We start from the raw sequence: 14,527 nt of genomic DNA, 5'->3' as shown, positions 1-14,527 counted from the left end.
TGAGACTGAAAAAGGAGCGGATCCATGTGCATCCATCTTGGCAAACGGTGTTAAAAGAAGAAAAGGAAAAACCTTATTTTCAGGAATTGTGGGCTTTTTTGAAGGAAGCCTATCAAACGACGACCGTCTATCCTCCGAAAGAGCGGATCTTTCATGCGTTTGATGCGGTCGCACCGGAAGACGTCCGGTGCGTCATTTTAGGACAAGATCCCTACCATGGTCCACGACAAGCGAACGGACTCAGCTTTTCTGTCCATGACGGAGTTCCGATCCCGCCGTCCCTTCGAAACATGTATAAGGAACTCGTCGCGGATATCGGTTGTCCGGCTCCGACATCCGGAAATCTCGAAGCTTGGTCACGACAAGGTGTCTTTTTACTGAATACGTCGCTCACGGTTGAAGAAGGAAAAGCGGGATCGCATGCTAAAAAAGGCTGGGCATCATTCACGGATCGGGTCATTGAAGTCCTAGGAACACAGACACAACCGATCGTGTTCATCCTATGGGGAAATCATGCGAAGAGTAAAAAGGTGCTGATTGATACGAATCGTCATCTTGTTCTCGAGGCCGTTCATCCAAGTCCCTTATCAGCGAGCCGAGGATTTTTCGGTAGCAAACCTTATTCGCAAACGAATGCTTGGCTGAAAGAGCAGGGAAGAGAGCCAATTGACTGGTGTTTATCGTAAATCAAAAGCGTGTGTTCCGTTGAATGCGGAACACACGCTTTTTTGAGTTACTTAGTGACTTGAGATAGTCGGTTCTTCATCCATCATGAACTTTTCGACGACGAGGGCGACACCATCTTCATCGTTCGAAGCGGTCATATACTGGGCTTTTTCTTTAACGGTATCGGCTGCATTCGCCATCGCGACGCCAAGACCTGCCCATTCGATCATCGATAGATCGTTGTTGCCGTCTCCACAAGCAATGACTTCTTCCTGAGCGATACCAAGCTTCTCAGACAGTAAGGCAAGGCTTGTGCCTTTTGTGACACCGTCTTCCGTGAATTCAAGGAAAAATGGCTTTGAGCGAGCAACCGCGAGTTCCCCTGCAAGCTCTTGTTGAAGCGTCTGCTCGACCCGCGCGAGGTGTGTCTCTTCTGCCATCATTAAACACTTGACGACAGGTGTTTGAATCGCTGTTTTAAAATCAGCGACGGGAATGACGTCCATACCAGTCAATTGTCCTTCGAGTGTCGTATACTCGTTCGGTTGTTCTGTCAGAATCTCATGTCCGACATACGTGTGAATGTAGACATCCTCCCGTTTACTTACATCATAAAGACGATGGACCGTCTCCGGAGAGAGGGTACTGAGGAAAAGTGATTCGTTCGTTTTGCAATCGATGATCGAAGCTCCGTTGAAGCTCAGGATGTAGCTTCCGTATCGTGCGAGTTCTAGTTCTTCTGCAAGATCAAGCATCGCATATGTCGGACGACCGCTTGCAAGAACGACTTTCTTCCCACGACGTTGCGCAGCAAGTAAGGCTTCTTTCGTACGTGGTGAAATCGTATGATCACTTGTCAACAAGGTATCATCTAAATCGAGAACAATCATTTTGTACGTCATACATTCAAACCCCTTTCAATTATCTGTATATCGTAACAACTTGTGTCCCATTCGACAATATACTCTCCATTGAGAGAGTATGATAAAGTGGAAACAGAGCCCGTACGGAAAGGATTCCAACTTTATGAAATATCTCTTCATGATCATATCAAGTCTATTATTAGCAGGATGCAGTACGATGTTTCCGCATCCCGCCTCTCTACTCCAACATCCGTCCCTTCCGGCATGGGAGCAGTCGTTGAAAGAGCGGATTGACCGCGATTTGCCGAAACAGGCAGAAATCGTGGCGCCACGAAATCAAGCAGTATCCCGTCTATACGAACTCGTTGATTTAGATCGAAACGGTAAGGATGAGGCGATCACCTTCTACCGTAGTGAGCAGGATGGACGTTTCACGATTCATCTTCTCGTTCATGAACGACAAGGTGAAAAATGGCGACTTGTGACACGGCAGACAGTTGCTGATGGGCGAGCCATCGATCGACTCGAAGTCGTATCTGACGCGCAACATAAACAAAACCATTTAGTCATCGGGATTACCAGTTATGGTGAAAACACGTTATATATCATTGAACAGCTGTTGTCGAAGCAACGAGATGTCACGAAGGTGGATCGGTATGACCGCCTGTCGGTGGATGATTTGAATCAAGATCGCGAGCGAGATATGGTGCTTCTACAAAAGGGAAGTCCATCTCGTTTGATCTATTATAAGGATATCTTGTCGAAAAAGCGTCAAGAGACGACGCTAGCGACAAAAGATGGCGATTTATTCGCAGAACATGATTTATTTGAAGTCGATACGATCAATGCTGCGCGCAATAAAGGCTTGATTGTCTCTTATACACGTGATGCTAAGATGCACATCGCATTATTCCGTTTAGCGAACGATACGTTGGAACAAGTGCGCTTCGGTCAAGTCGATGAGATCGTTGAACCGATGTATACGTTTCCGAAGGATGTCGATCAAGACGGAATCGTCGAGTTCGGTCATCAATATACGCCGGGCGGTAGTGAAGGGCGTGAAGGTGAGCCGAAACCACGTATCACCGCGTACTACACATGGAATGGATCGGACAATCCGCCATTTCTTGAGAGTGGATTCGAACTACGGGAAGAGCAGTACATTGATCAGGAATACAATTTCGTTATGCGTTTCCCGGCCAATTGGGCGACACGGGAAACGATCGAAAAACGTGAAAATCGCGTTCGTTTCATCAATCGGGATACGAAGCAGGTTGATTTTGAATTAGAGATCATTCCAAAGAATCAATACATTGCTAGTGACCAAAAACGAAAAATTAAAGAGGGCATCGATTATGTCTATGTGATCGATGCGACGAAGGATTATGAAATGTTCGTCAATCGTGTCACACTCGTGGAATAAAGAATCAGGGGGAGAAAAGAATGACCAAAATACTAGTAGCCGAGGATGAACACGCGATTCGCAGTTTCATCGTCATCAATTTGAAACGGGCAGGCTATGACGTCATTGAAGCGGAAAACGGAAAAGAGGCACTCGCGCAATTTGATCAACAAACCTTTGATATTCTGTTACTGGATATCATGATGCCGGAAGTCGATGGTTTCGCTGTCTGTGAACAGGCGCGGGCGAAGGATGAAGTGGTCGGGATCATCATGCTGACGGCACGGACGCGAGAAGAAGATAAAGTCATGGGACTAAGCGTAGGGGCGGATGACTACATCGCGAAGCCGTTCAGTCCAGCAGAATTACTCGCACGTATCCAGTCGCTGTTACGACGGGTAGAGACATTACGCCGCAGAAAACAGCCGCGTGAACTTGTTTCTGGACCGTTCCGAATTGATTTAGGAGCGAAGCGTGTCCAAAAAGACGGCATTGACGTCGAAGTGACGCCGACTGAATATGATTTACTTTGTCATTTCATTAAAAATGAGGATCAAGTCATGTCGCGAGATGAACTACTCGATGCGGTATGGGGCGAGAACTATTTCGGCGATCGAAAGACAGTCGATGTCAACATTCGCCGTCTTCGTCAAAAAATCGAAGAAAATCCAGCGGAACCGAAGTTTATCGAGACACTGTGGGGACATGGATACAAGTGGCGTAACGAAGAATGAAGCGCCAGATATTAATGCGGTTCATGACGATCATCACGGTGACGGTCCTACTTGTCATCGGGATTCTCTCGTTCGTGACCTATAACTATTATTACGTGACGGTGACGGATGTCTTGAAACGTCATGCGAATGCGAGTGCGGTGTTGTTTGCAAATAGCGGTCTCGCTTATGATTACACGGATTCCGAAGCGACGATTCATGATGTACTCGATTCTTATGCCTATCCAGATGCAGAAATCGAAGTGTTGGATGCGACAGGCATTCCGCGTTATTCCTCGACAGGGTTCATTTCGCAACGTAAATTGACGCGAGAAGCAGTCAATCAAGTAAGAGCGGGTCAAACCGTCACGAAACGATATGACGATGAGGCGACGGGAGAGCATTTGCTGGAAGTGACGGAACCTGTCGTGTCATTCGGTCAGACGACGGGAGCGCTCCGTTATACGACATCGCTTGAACGAATCGACCGACGTGTGATTGAAATTTGTTTAGCGATCGTCCTCTTGGGTACAGTAGTTTGGGGACTTGCCTTCATTTATTCCTCACGTCTGGTGTCTTCGATCGTTCGACCTATTCAAGAGGTAATCGGTGCGTCGGACCAAATCGCGAAACAACATTACGACGTTAAGGTGAACGAGGAGTATTCGTTCGAACTTGGAGAACTAGCACGGACGATCAATTATATGGGGCAACAGATCAAACAACAGGAAACATTGAAAGATGAATTCATTTCGGGTATCTCCCATGAGTTACGGACACCGTTGACATCGATCAAAGGCTGGAGTGAGACGTTACTCGTCGAACAGGATCAGTTGCCGGAAGAGGCGTCGCTTGGGATGGGCATCATTCATTCAGAGACGGAGCGTTTAATTTCGCTCGTTGAACAGTTACTCGATTTCTCAAAACTCGAGACGAGTCGTCTCGTCCTATACCGTCAGGAAGTCAACTTAACGGAAATCATCGAGACCGTCGCAGCGCAACTACGTCAAAAGCTGGAAGAGAAAAATGTTCAGATTGTGCAAAAGTTACCGGCGCAAGTCATTGGTCTATACGACGAAAACCGATTGAAACAAGTCTTCTTGAACCTCCTTGATAATGCAATCCGTTTTTCACCAATTGGAGGAGCGATTACGGTTCGACTCGTTCGTTCCGAGCGTGTGTTATTCCTTTCTTTCAGTGACGAAGGACCTGGTATTCCGAAAGAACACCTACGTCATGTCACGGAAAAGTTTTATCAAGTGCAAAAAGGAAAGGGCGGAACGGGACTCGGGCTATCGATTTGTCGAGAGCTTGTTGAAGCACATGAAGGCAAGCTATTCATCGACAATCAGCCAGAAGGCGGCGTCATCGCGACGATTCTGCTCCCTGTCACGAAAGCGTAAACACTCAGACAGGCAGAGTGAAACAGAAACTGGTAAAGTAAAGTGGATTATAGTACGAAATGGATCAGATGATAGGAAACGGAGGAATCAGTCATGGCACTTGGTGTTTCAAATGGTACGCTTCAACCGCTCTCCGGAAAACCGAATGCGGTATCTACTCAAACCGATCTACAGGATATGAAAATGCGTCCGCTCCCGTTCAAAGGAACGCTTGCGGATTCGAAGTTCCACCTCTTACGTATTCTACAAAGCCTCGACCGAGTAAAAATCGTTAAGGAGGAAGGAACATACATCCATGCCATCTTTACGAGTAAAGTCTTTCGCTTCAAGGATGACGTCGAATTTTACTTCGATGAAGCCGCACAAGTGATTCATTTCCGTTCGGCATCACGCGTCGGATACTCTGACTGGGGCGTCAACCGTAAACGGATGGAAGACATCACACGTCGGTATGAGGAGGGTTTGCGATGAAGACCTATCAATTAGTTGTCATCGGTGGTGGTGCAGCCGGAATGACGATTGCTGCCGGTGCAGCAAGTCTTGGTGCACATGTTGCCCTGATTGAACGTCATGCACATCTAGGTGGAGATTGTCTCCATTATGGTTGTGTTCCTTCAAAGGCTTTGATTGAAGCCGCACACGACGTGCACGTCATGAAGCGGACGGCTGAAAAATACAACGTGACGCTGAACGGAGACGCGGTCTATTCCAAAACGAAAGCAAGCGTTGATCGTGCGCGTAACATCATTCAATCACATGATGGAACGAAACGATTTGAAGATCTTGGTGTCGATGTCTATATCGGAGAAGCGACATTCCTTAGTGCACATGAAGTCGAAGTAGCGGGACAGCTTGTCGTTGGTGAAAAGTTTGCGATCTCAACAGGATCTCAACCGATCATTCCACCGATTGATGGACTAGATACGATCGATTATTTAACGAACGAGACGATCTTTGAATTAACAGAGCGTCCTGAGCGGCTGCTCGTTATTGGTGGCGGGGCGATCGGTCTTGAGCTGTCGCAAGCTTACGCGCACCTCGGAACGGAAGTCACAGTTATCGAGGGCATGAAGACGCTGCTCGGAAAAGAAGATCGTGACATGGTCGAAGTCATTCAACGTCAGCTCGAGCAAGAATTGACGTTGCATCTCGATACGAAGGTCACGCATGTCCGCAAGTCAGCTGGAGGCATCGAAGTGACGGTCGAAGCAAATGGGGAATCACGTGTCATCGAAACGGATGCCGTTCTTGTCGCGGTCGGTCGTAAGCCACGCATCGAGGCGTTACGTCTTGACCGGGCTGGTGTTCATGTCGAAAAAGGATTCGTCCAAGTCGACGGTTCGCTCCGGACAAGTCAGCGGCATATCTTTGCCGTCGGAGATACGATTGATTCCTTACCGTTTACGCACGTCGCAGGACTAGAAGGAAAAACCGTCGTCACAAATGCTTTGTTCGGTTTACGGACGAAACCTGATTATCGAGCGGTCCCGTGGGTAACATTCACAACGCCTGAATTGTTCCATCTCGGTTTGACAGAAGAAGAAGCACGTAAGAAACACGGTGACATCAAAGTCTACCAGACGGGTCTCGATGAAGTGGATCGTTTCGTCATCAATGGTCAGACGGAAGGGCGCGTCAAGCTCATCGCCGATAAACGCGGGAAACTGATCGGGGCACATGCGATCGGAGAACAAGCCGGCGAGTGGATGCAAGAAGTCGTCTATGCAATGGCACGTAAAGATAAGGTCGGTCAACTGTCACGTGTCGTGCATCCGTATCCGATTCGTGGTGCTGCCGTTCAGCGTGCTGCTGATGTCTACTGGCGTGAGCGTTTATTCGCTGGTCCGATCCCAAAATGGTTGAAACGTTATTTCGACTGGAAACAAGGAGAATGATTCATGCAACAACCTGCTACTAAACGGAATTTTGTCCCACTCGTCATCCTGTTGACTCTTGTCATTAACCTACTCGTGGCTCTCTTATTTTTTGCGCCACCTGTACAAGTCGACTCAGGATTCGATTGGACGTTACTTCCTTTTTTGAACGCCATCTTTAATAGTTTTACCTTCATGCTGTTGCTCGGCGCATGGATTTCGATTCGTCGCGGTAACCGCGTGAATCATCGCCGCTTCATTGGTGGTGCGATGACGACGACAACGCTATTCTTGATTTCATACGTCACGTACCATGCAGTCAGTGAATCGACGAAGTTCGGTGGAGAAGGATTTGTTCGTCCAATCTATTTCTTCATCTTGATTACGCACATCATTCTAGCTGCAGTCATCGTTCCGCTCGTCTTGATGTCACTCGCGCATGCTGTGAATCAAAATTTCGAAAAGCATAAAAAATGGACACGCTTTACGATGCCGCTTTGGTTATACGTCAGCTTCACTGGCGTCATCGTCTATATCATGATTCGTCCGTATTATTGAAAAGATCCTTCGTGGGTAACCACGAAGGATCTTTTTTTACGTGCCGGACTTAACTTTCGTTTCGTCGAGTACGTTTGCTTTTAAGTCGATCAATGGTCGAATCAATACCTCGACACGTCGATTCTGACTACGACCGGATTCTGTTTGATTGGACGCAATCGGTTGGAACTCTCCGTAACCGCTGACAGTAAACCGTTTTGGTTCGAGCTTTGGATTGCGTTGTAAGGCACGCATGAAACTGATCGCCCGGTCTGCACTGAGTTCCCAGTTTGATGGATACTGTGCCGTATTGATTGGGATATTATCCGTATGACCAGAGACTTGAATCTGACGTTGTCCTGCCTTGACGAGTAGAGCACTCATGCCTTCTGCGATTTGAAGCGAGCGTCCTCTTACTTCTGCTTGAGCTGGCGAGAAGAGGGCTCGGTCACGAATCGTGAAGACAAGTCCTTCATTTGTAATTTCCACCTTGATGTCTTTTTCGAGTTGTTCATTTTTGATATATTTGTTTGCTTCGTCTTTAATCTTCTCGAGTTCTGCGATTTCATAGCTTTGTGCCTTCGTTCGCGCGTCGAGTTTTTTCGAATCCTCTTCTTCTTGAGTGGAGAGCGAGCTGTTCGTAATCATCCCTGAACCACCATTGAAGACGGAGCTAAACGACTGGGACATCGCTTTTAGCTTGACGGCATCGACATTACTCGAAGCAAAAAGAACGATGAAGAGTGCTAGAAGTAAGGTCAATAAGTCGGCGTAGGGAATCAACCAGCCTTCGGAGATATGTTCGTCATGCGGCTTCTTTTTCCGCTTCATAGTTCGCACGCTCCTTCGGTGTCAGGTACACGAGTAGCTTATCTTCTAAGTTTTTTGGTGATTCACCGTTTTGGATCGACAGAATGCCTTCGATCATCATCTCGTACAGTTGAATCTCGCTCGCTGATTTTTGCTTCAGTTTCGTTGCGAACGGGAACCAAAGGACATACCCAGTGAAAATCCCGAACAGCGTCGCGATGAAGGCACCTGAGATCGCATGACCTAATTTTTCAATATCCGACAGATCGGATAAAGCGGCAACAAGACCGACGACGGCACCGAGAACCCCAAGGGTCGGAGCGTAAGTTCCAGCTTGCGTGAAGATGTTTGCATTGGCATGATGCCGTTCCGTCATGTTTTCGAGGTCGCGCGTCATGACGTCCTCGACATATTCAGATGGCTGCCCATCGATGACCATCATGACACCACGCTTCATGAACGCATTGTCGACTTCTTCTAAAGCTGCTTCTAATGACAGCAGTCCTTCTTTCCGTGCTTGCGTCGAAAGTGTCAGAAACTGTCCGAGTAAGACTTGTTTCGTCATTAATTTTTGTTCGAAAAAGATGACTTTAAACAGTGCCGGTAGTACCTTTAGGCGTTCCTTCGGGAAGGAAATCATGATGGCAGCGGCTGTCCCGACGAAGATGATGACGAGGGCTGCAGGGTTAAGTAGGGCGACTGGAGGCGCACCTTTTAAGATCATTCCTCCGATCAATGTGATAAGACCTAGTATGATCCCGATTATCGACACGATATCCATGATTGATGTGTGCCACCTTTCTGTATGTAATGCGTATAAGAACGAAAAATAAAAGAGCAGAAGACACTTCTTCTGCTCGGAAATCCAAAAACCGAGAATCAAGCGCCGTTTTCATCGATTAGCATTTGAATGCTTTCGTTTCGTTCGTCACGCTCTATATCGGTCAGTACGTCGTATTTTTTTAACACTTGATACAATTCATTTAGAATCGGTTGCTCCAAATGTAGTGACAAGAGTTCCTCAAATTGATAATACAATTGCGCAGGCATCCATTGTGATTGCCGTTCCAGCCTTCGCCAGACATCCTCAATCGAATGATCAGCCGTCTTAGGGTCCACTGTTTCCCTCAACCTCCTTTAATGATTACACGTCCACTTTTATCTAGTTTACCAAAAAAATAAGAAAACGTTTAGTCGATTGCATATTTCGATAGAACTTCTTAATTCGAGGGAGTATGATAAAGACAATTCTGTCTGAAAAAAATCTAGGGGGAGTAAGATGTTCTCGCATAAAAGACGTTCACCACTGGCACGTTTTGGTCGTGTGGGTGAATTGATTTACCATCAGTTGTTCGATAAACCGGCACGCTTCATCGCGACGGGTTTCACATTGACGATTTTGCTAGGTGGTTTTTTGTTATGGTTGCCTATTTCGCAACAGGAGGGGCAAGATATCTCCTTCATCGATTGTTTGTTCGTCGCGACTTCTGCCGGAACCGTTACCGGTCTATCGACGATTAATATCGCGGAAGCCTTTAATCTGTTCGGGCAACTTATCATGATGCTCTTGATTCAGGTCGGAGGGCTCGGCTTCATGACGATTGCGCTCGTCTTGCTGAGCGTGACAGGGCGAAAGATCGGAATTCGTCAGCGCATCATCATCCAAGAAATGTTCAACCTCGATAGCCCAGGGGGAACGATTCGTCTTGTTCGAAATATCATCGTCACGACAGTCCTTGTCGAAATCGTTGGTATGTTCTTGATTGCGCTCGATTTGTTCATTCAATACAAATATAGCTTTGGGAAAGCACTTTACTACGGTTTGTTCCATGCCGTATCTGCCTTTAACAATGCAGGATTCGCACTTTGGGGCGATAACTTGATTGGTTTCCAACAAGATACGACGTTCATCCTGACGATCGCGGCGCTCTTGATGATTGGTGGATTAGGCTTTACGGTCATTGCTGACATCGCGGGAAAACGAAGCTTCAAAAAAATCTCCCTACACTCGAAATTGATGGTGCTGTCGTTATTCGTCATTAACGGACTGGGTGTCTTAGCGATGATGCTCTATGAATGGGTGTCTCACTTAGGTTCATTACGCGACGAGTCGTTCTTTCATGCACTTCATATCGTATTCTTCCAAGTCGTCACGACACGGACGGCTGGTTTCCAGACAATCGACTTAACGACGATGGTGCCGCTCTCGATCGGCTTGATGATGGTCTTAATGTATATTGGAGCAGGTTCCGCGTCGACAGGCTCCGGGATCAAGGTTACGACGGCGGCGGTCATCTTAAAGAATGTCTGGACGTATCTACGCGGACAGCGTGAGACCGTTCTGATGCGACGGACGGTGCAAGCACAGGCAATCCAAAAAGCGTATGCGATTGCTGTCTTCAGTTTATTGTTCATCGCTTTGATTACGACGCTCCTTGCGTTGAGTCAACCGAATCTATCGTTCATCGGTCTATTCTTTGAGACCGTCTCTGCATTCGGGACGGTCGGTCTATCATTGAATGTGACACCAGAGTTAAATAGCTTTGGGAAGTTCTTGATCATGTTCATGATGCTGCTCGGGCGTGTGGGATCCTTGACGATCTTGTTCACGTTTGCGGCACAACGAGACCGGACGATTCGTTATCCAAAAGAAAATATGTTGATCGGGTAACCGATAAAAAAAGTCCAATCGACTTCCCTTAGGGAAGAGCGATTGGACTTTTTTAGTGTGTCGCGTGTGTTTGGTAATACTGGACGAGCCGAGGCATCGTTTCTGTTAGGTCCGGACAAATGATTCCAGTATCTCGTAAATCACGTAAGACCTGTGTTGTATCGTATTGAACAGGATGGATGAAATAATCGAGTGTCTGAAGTTGCATCTGGAGTCGTTTTGCGACGGTGGGTGTCAACGCTGTACTGATGAGCCGAAATGGTACGATACCACGCGGGTAACGTCCATAATAGGCGACATGTAACATCTCGAAAATCGCGCGTGCGCCATGTGGAAATGGATCCGTCAGATGATATGTCTTATTTTTTCCGACGGGTGCATGACTGAGATAAGCAGTCGCTTCAATGACATAATCATATGGCACGAGATTGACGAGCGCGTTTGCTCGACCAGGATACGGAAGAGGAGCAAAGGATTGCAGGAGACGCATCGCGTTCAAAACGAAATAAACACCATCCCATTTCGGTGTTTCACCTGTTTCAGAATGTCCAACGACGATGCCGGGGCGGATGATTGTATAGGGAATCGTTCCGAGTTCTTTGCGTAAGCGCACTTCAGCAAGGTATTTTGTTTCTTCGTAAGCATTTTTAAAGCGACTTGCCTGTAATTCCTCTTCGAGAATCGTTCCGGAGCGCAGACCGGAGACATACGCTGTACTGAAGTAGATGTAGCGTTCTAAAGCACGGCACGTGTGGGCAAACTGGGTCACGTTCGCGGTACCGATGACATTGATCCGAAAGGCAGGTTCATATGCCGTAGCTAAATCGTACAGTGCGGCGAGATGAAAGATATGTGTGACCTCTTGTTGCAGGATCATCCGTGTATCAGACGACAAAGCAAGTTGTTCGAGCGTGATATCGCCTTCGTGCAACGCGAGTTGCTCAGGTCGTAAGGATGTGCGTTCTAAAAGATCATCGCGTCGCTTAACAGCTGCGTTTCGTTCTGACGATAAATGAAGCACATGAAAACAAGCGATTTGATCTGGAATACGTGCGAGTTGTTCAATTAGTTTGGTCGCTAAAAAGCCGGGAAAACCCGTCATGAAATAGGTCCGCATCAATTCCATTCCTTTCTTGGATCGCGTTCGAGAACGACGGTGAACGTCGAACCATCATTGATTTCTGATTCAACTGAAATCGCTCCTCCGTGTGATTCGATGATTTCCTTACAGATGGCAAGACCGAGTCCGGTACCACCAATTTTTCGGATGTCCGAGTTATCGACCCGGTAAAATTTCGTAAAGAGTTTGTCGAATGCATTTTGTGGAATACCGAGTCCGTAATCGGTCACGGAGAACGTCGCTTTCTCTTCGTTTGCCGAGAGACGGACTTGGATGTGATCCGCCTGTGGAGAGTATTTAATAGCATTCGAAAGCAAATTCAACATGACTTGCTTGATTTTGTGCTCATCCGCAAAAACGAGTACAGGATCTTCCGGCAGTTCCAATTCAATCCGGTGTTCGACGGTTTCCCGATAGGCATCGACGGTCGATGTGAGGAGATCGCGTAATGAGAACGAGGTAAAGATATACTCCTGTTTTCCACCCTCTAGACGCTGAATATCTAAAAACTCATTTAATAGTGTCGTCAGCCGTTTGGTCTCTTCATGAACGATTTCGACATAACGTTTGATTTTATCAGCTGGTTGCTCTCGGTAGCGAAGCAATTCCATATACCCAAGGATCGATGAGAGTGGCGTCCGTAACTCATGCGATACGGTACTGACAAGTTCATCCTTGACTTGATCCATCTTTGCTTCCTCAGTTCGGTCACGGAAAACGAATAAGAAACCATGACGAGAAATACGACTCTTTTCCTTCTTGATCGCCGTCGCATAAAATTCAAAATAAAGTGGACTTGATTCGTTCGGTCGCTGTAACGTAAAACGAAACGATAGTTCAGAATGTTTTCCGGCGAGTAGCTCTTCGACTTGTCGTAACATATCGAATCGGGTATTCAAATCAAGATTCGGGATCAAGCTGATCCGTTCTTGGATCTTACTTGGCGCAATCCCTGGTACATCAAGTAACTTGCGTGCTTTGACGTTCATGAAGATGAAACTTCCATCCTCTTCCGTCAGCAGGAATCCTTCATTAGAGGCTTGAAGAATCGATTGTGTGATGTCACGTTGACGCATGATGGCATTTTTTTCACGTTCAAGCATTTTCTCGATTTTTTTTCGTTCCGTGATATCCCGAACGACGGCGACGCGCATGCGAATTTTGTTGTAGATGATTTCACGTGGGAAAACTTCGATTTCGACAGAAGTTCCGTCAGCACGTTGACCAAGAACTTCATAGGGCTCTTCTCGATGCTCTTCGATTCGTTGTAAGACACGCGCATGATGATCCGGATGAATCAACTCAAGTGTCGTTTTTCCTTTCATCTTTTCAAGCTTCGTCCGGAAGATGACCTCTGCTGCACGGTTGGCATCGATGATGATGCCATGATCATGAAAAATGACGGCTTCGACGACGGACTCCGAGAAGAGTCGGAAGCGGCGTTCACTTTTCGTCAGGTGCCATTCGATTTGTTTTTGTGTCGTGATGTCCTGAATGAGTAAAAAGTACGTATCATTCGGCAGACGTGTCATATAAAGCCGTCCATGGAACGTCGAACCATCCAGACGATGATAGGTCCATTCATTTTCCGCGTCCCGACCATGGAGTAAGAAGAGTTGTTCATCTGATAAATCTTTTAAGTTCAGTTGTTCAAGATGTTGACGGCGGGTAGCGACTTCCTTTGCGTCATGGAGAATCGTCGGTTTTAGACCGATGATGTCTTCAGCAAGATCGAATCGGAATAAGGTACTGGCTACCTCGTTGTATGCTCGAATCCGAAACTCCGGATCTGTGATGAATAAGGCAGCATCAAGCGTTGAATCGAATAAGTCTTCTATTTTAAGAGAAGCGACATGGACAAGAAAATAGTCCGTCTCTTCAATCGCTGTGACTGTTAACTGATGTGTCGTCAAAATGATGGTTTCCTGTTGGATCGGAAACAAATCATCCGTAATCGAAAAAAGTTCCTGGATCGTTTCTTTATCCGGAGCGGTCATGAACTGGTGTTGAAACGCGTCATTATGAAAGTGAATCTTTCCATCTGCATCGACAAGAAGTACGGGTTCTTTCATAGCACGTAACGTCGAATGGATGATCCGTAGCGATGAAGGAGATGAATGTTCTGCCATGAGCTACCTCCTGACTGGTCTTCGACCGTGGATTTTAAGACAGTCTTTCCTCGTTAGTTTACTTCTGCAAGACGAGCCGCGTTTCCTGTCGAAGGAAGCAACCAACGAAGAATTTTAGTATAGTGAAAAAAAGGTCACGACGAAGTAGAGGGGAAAAGTAGGATGAAACAATTAAAAAGAAAACGATTGTTACTAGCAGCTTTGTTTGCCATGATAGGAATTTTCGGAACTTATTTTTTTTCGAGTTCTTGGGAACCTTTAATCTTAATCATCAGTATAGTAGGGTGTATCCTTTTTCTTCTTTTGTCCGTTTTAACGCCGTCGCTTGAAAAAAGACTC

The 14,527-nt window shown here is 46.6% G+C and carries 14 protein-coding genes; 8 read left to right on the top strand and 6 right to left on the bottom strand.

The window, feature by feature from the left end; all coding sequences use genetic code 11:
* The first annotated feature begins 26 nt into the window (after positions 1-26).
* Positions 27-686 carry a uracil-DNA glycosylase gene (gene ung / locus VJ374_RS15230; protein ID WP_197026245.1) on the top strand — a complete coding sequence of 220 codons (660 nt, stop codon included), beginning with the start codon at positions 27-29 and terminating at the stop codon, positions 684-686.
* A 51-nt stretch (positions 687-737) separates the two neighbouring features.
* On the opposite strand, the gene VJ374_RS15225 is transcribed toward ung, so the two are convergent.
* Positions 738-1,568, bottom strand: coding sequence for a Cof-type HAD-IIB family hydrolase (locus VJ374_RS15225; protein WP_290755363.1), 831 nt, complete (start codon positions 1,566-1,568; stop codon positions 738-740).
* A gap of 124 nt (positions 1,569-1,692) precedes the next feature.
* On the opposite strand from VJ374_RS15225, the gene VJ374_RS15220 reads away from it, so the two are divergent.
* From VJ374_RS15220 to VJ374_RS15195, 6 genes are all read left to right on the top strand, one after another.
* Positions 1,693-2,952 carry a hypothetical protein gene (locus tag VJ374_RS15220; RefSeq protein WP_235514052.1) on the top strand — a complete coding sequence of 420 codons (1,260 nt, stop codon included), beginning with the start codon at positions 1,693-1,695 and terminating at the stop codon, positions 2,950-2,952.
* A gap of 20 nt (positions 2,953-2,972) precedes the next feature.
* Entirely contained in the window at positions 2,973-3,665 is a 693-nt protein-coding gene (locus VJ374_RS15215; protein WP_035412051.1) for a response regulator transcription factor, read from the top strand.
* Between the two features lie 23 nt (positions 3,666-3,688).
* Positions 3,689-5,047 carry a sensor histidine kinase gene (locus VJ374_RS15210; protein ID WP_329469496.1) on the top strand — a complete coding sequence of 453 codons (1,359 nt, stop codon included), beginning with the start codon at positions 3,689-3,691 and terminating at the stop codon, positions 5,045-5,047.
* Between the two features lie 93 nt (positions 5,048-5,140).
* Positions 5,141-5,518, top strand: coding sequence for a DUF1499 domain-containing protein (locus VJ374_RS15205; RefSeq protein ID WP_056064860.1), 378 nt, complete (start codon positions 5,141-5,143; stop codon positions 5,516-5,518).
* Positions 5,515-6,942 carry a dihydrolipoyl dehydrogenase family protein gene (locus VJ374_RS15200; protein WP_035412058.1) on the top strand — a complete coding sequence of 476 codons (1,428 nt, stop codon included), beginning with the start codon at positions 5,515-5,517 and terminating at the stop codon, positions 6,940-6,942. The genes VJ374_RS15205 and VJ374_RS15200 overlap by 4 nt, the downstream gene beginning before the upstream one ends.
* Positions 6,943-6,945: 3 nt before the next feature.
* Positions 6,946-7,479 carry a DUF420 domain-containing protein gene (locus VJ374_RS15195; RefSeq protein WP_056064864.1) on the top strand — a complete coding sequence of 178 codons (534 nt, stop codon included), beginning with the start codon at positions 6,946-6,948 and terminating at the stop codon, positions 7,477-7,479.
* 36 nt (positions 7,480-7,515) lie between these two features.
* Here the strand turns inward: VJ374_RS15195 and VJ374_RS15190 are convergent, their stop codons facing one another.
* The 3 genes from VJ374_RS15190 to VJ374_RS15180 form a co-directional block, all read right to left on the bottom strand.
* Complete coding sequence (locus tag VJ374_RS15190; protein ID WP_308102286.1) at positions 7,516-8,289, bottom strand: flagellar motor protein MotB; 774 nt, start codon at positions 8,287-8,289, stop codon at positions 7,516-7,518.
* Positions 8,264-9,049, bottom strand: a complete 786-nt coding sequence (gene motA / locus VJ374_RS15185) for a flagellar motor stator protein MotA (protein WP_035412066.1) — start codon at positions 9,047-9,049, stop codon at positions 8,264-8,266. The genes VJ374_RS15190 and motA overlap by 26 nt, the downstream gene beginning before the upstream one ends.
* A gap of 98 nt (positions 9,050-9,147) precedes the next feature.
* Entirely contained in the window at positions 9,148-9,387 is a 240-nt protein-coding gene (locus tag VJ374_RS15180) for a hypothetical protein (protein WP_023469697.1), read from the bottom strand.
* Between the two features lie 160 nt (positions 9,388-9,547).
* Between VJ374_RS15180 and VJ374_RS15175 the strand changes: the two genes are divergently transcribed.
* Complete coding sequence (locus VJ374_RS15175; RefSeq protein WP_329469490.1) at positions 9,548-10,939, top strand: TrkH family potassium uptake protein; 1,392 nt, start codon at positions 9,548-9,550, stop codon at positions 10,937-10,939.
* A gap of 52 nt (positions 10,940-10,991) precedes the next feature.
* On the opposite strand, the gene VJ374_RS15170 is transcribed toward VJ374_RS15175, so the two are convergent.
* Positions 10,992-12,041 (bottom strand): SDR family oxidoreductase, encoded by a 1,050-nt coding sequence (locus VJ374_RS15170; RefSeq protein ID WP_308102285.1) that lies wholly within the window; start codon positions 12,039-12,041, stop codon positions 10,992-10,994.
* A gap of 14 nt (positions 12,042-12,055) precedes the next feature.
* A complete protein-coding gene (locus VJ374_RS15165; protein WP_329469488.1) occupies positions 12,056-14,188 on the bottom strand; it encodes a PAS domain-containing sensor histidine kinase in 2,133 nt (710 codons plus the stop codon).
* Positions 14,189-14,527 lie beyond the last annotated feature (339 nt).

Source organism: Exiguobacterium sp. 9-2, assembly GCF_036287235.1.
Lineage (GTDB): Bacteria > Bacillota > Bacilli > Exiguobacteriales > Exiguobacteriaceae > Exiguobacterium_A.
The sequence above is the reverse complement of the archived record's forward strand: the minus strand, read 5'-3'. Positions and strand labels throughout refer to the sequence as shown.

Excerpts from the sequence above, each read along its gene's own strand:
- VJ374_RS15190 (WP_308102286.1), bottom strand. The coding sequence starts at position 8,289 with ATGAAGCGGAAAAAGAAGCCGCATGACGAACATATCTCCGAAGGCTGG.
- VJ374_RS15225 (WP_290755363.1), bottom strand. The coding sequence starts at position 1,568 with ATGACGTACAAAATGATTGTTCTCGATTTAGATGATACCTTGTTGACA.
- VJ374_RS15195 (WP_056064864.1), top strand. The coding sequence starts at position 6,946 with ATGCAACAACCTGCTACTAAACGGAATTTTGTCCCACTCGTCATCCTG.
- VJ374_RS15175 (WP_329469490.1), top strand. The coding sequence starts at position 9,548 with ATGTTCTCGCATAAAAGACGTTCACCACTGGCACGTTTTGGTCGTGTG.
- VJ374_RS15165 (WP_329469488.1), bottom strand. The coding sequence starts at position 14,188 with ATGGCAGAACATTCATCTCCTTCATCGCTACGGATCATCCATTCGACG.
- VJ374_RS15205 (WP_056064860.1), top strand. The coding sequence starts at position 5,141 with ATGGCACTTGGTGTTTCAAATGGTACGCTTCAACCGCTCTCCGGAAAA.
- VJ374_RS15215 (WP_035412051.1), top strand. The coding sequence starts at position 2,973 with ATGACCAAAATACTAGTAGCCGAGGATGAACACGCGATTCGCAGTTTC.
- VJ374_RS15170 (WP_308102285.1), bottom strand. The coding sequence starts at position 12,041 with ATGACGGGTTTTCCCGGCTTTTTAGCGACCAAACTAATTGAACAACTC.
- VJ374_RS15200 (WP_035412058.1), top strand. The coding sequence starts at position 5,515 with ATGAAGACCTATCAATTAGTTGTCATCGGTGGTGGTGCAGCCGGAATG.
- VJ374_RS15210 (WP_329469496.1), top strand. The coding sequence starts at position 3,689 with ATGACGATCATCACGGTGACGGTCCTACTTGTCATCGGGATTCTCTCG.
- VJ374_RS15220 (WP_235514052.1), top strand. The coding sequence starts at position 1,693 with ATGAAATATCTCTTCATGATCATATCAAGTCTATTATTAGCAGGATGC.
- motA (WP_035412066.1), bottom strand. The coding sequence starts at position 9,049 with ATGGATATCGTGTCGATAATCGGGATCATACTAGGTCTTATCACATTG.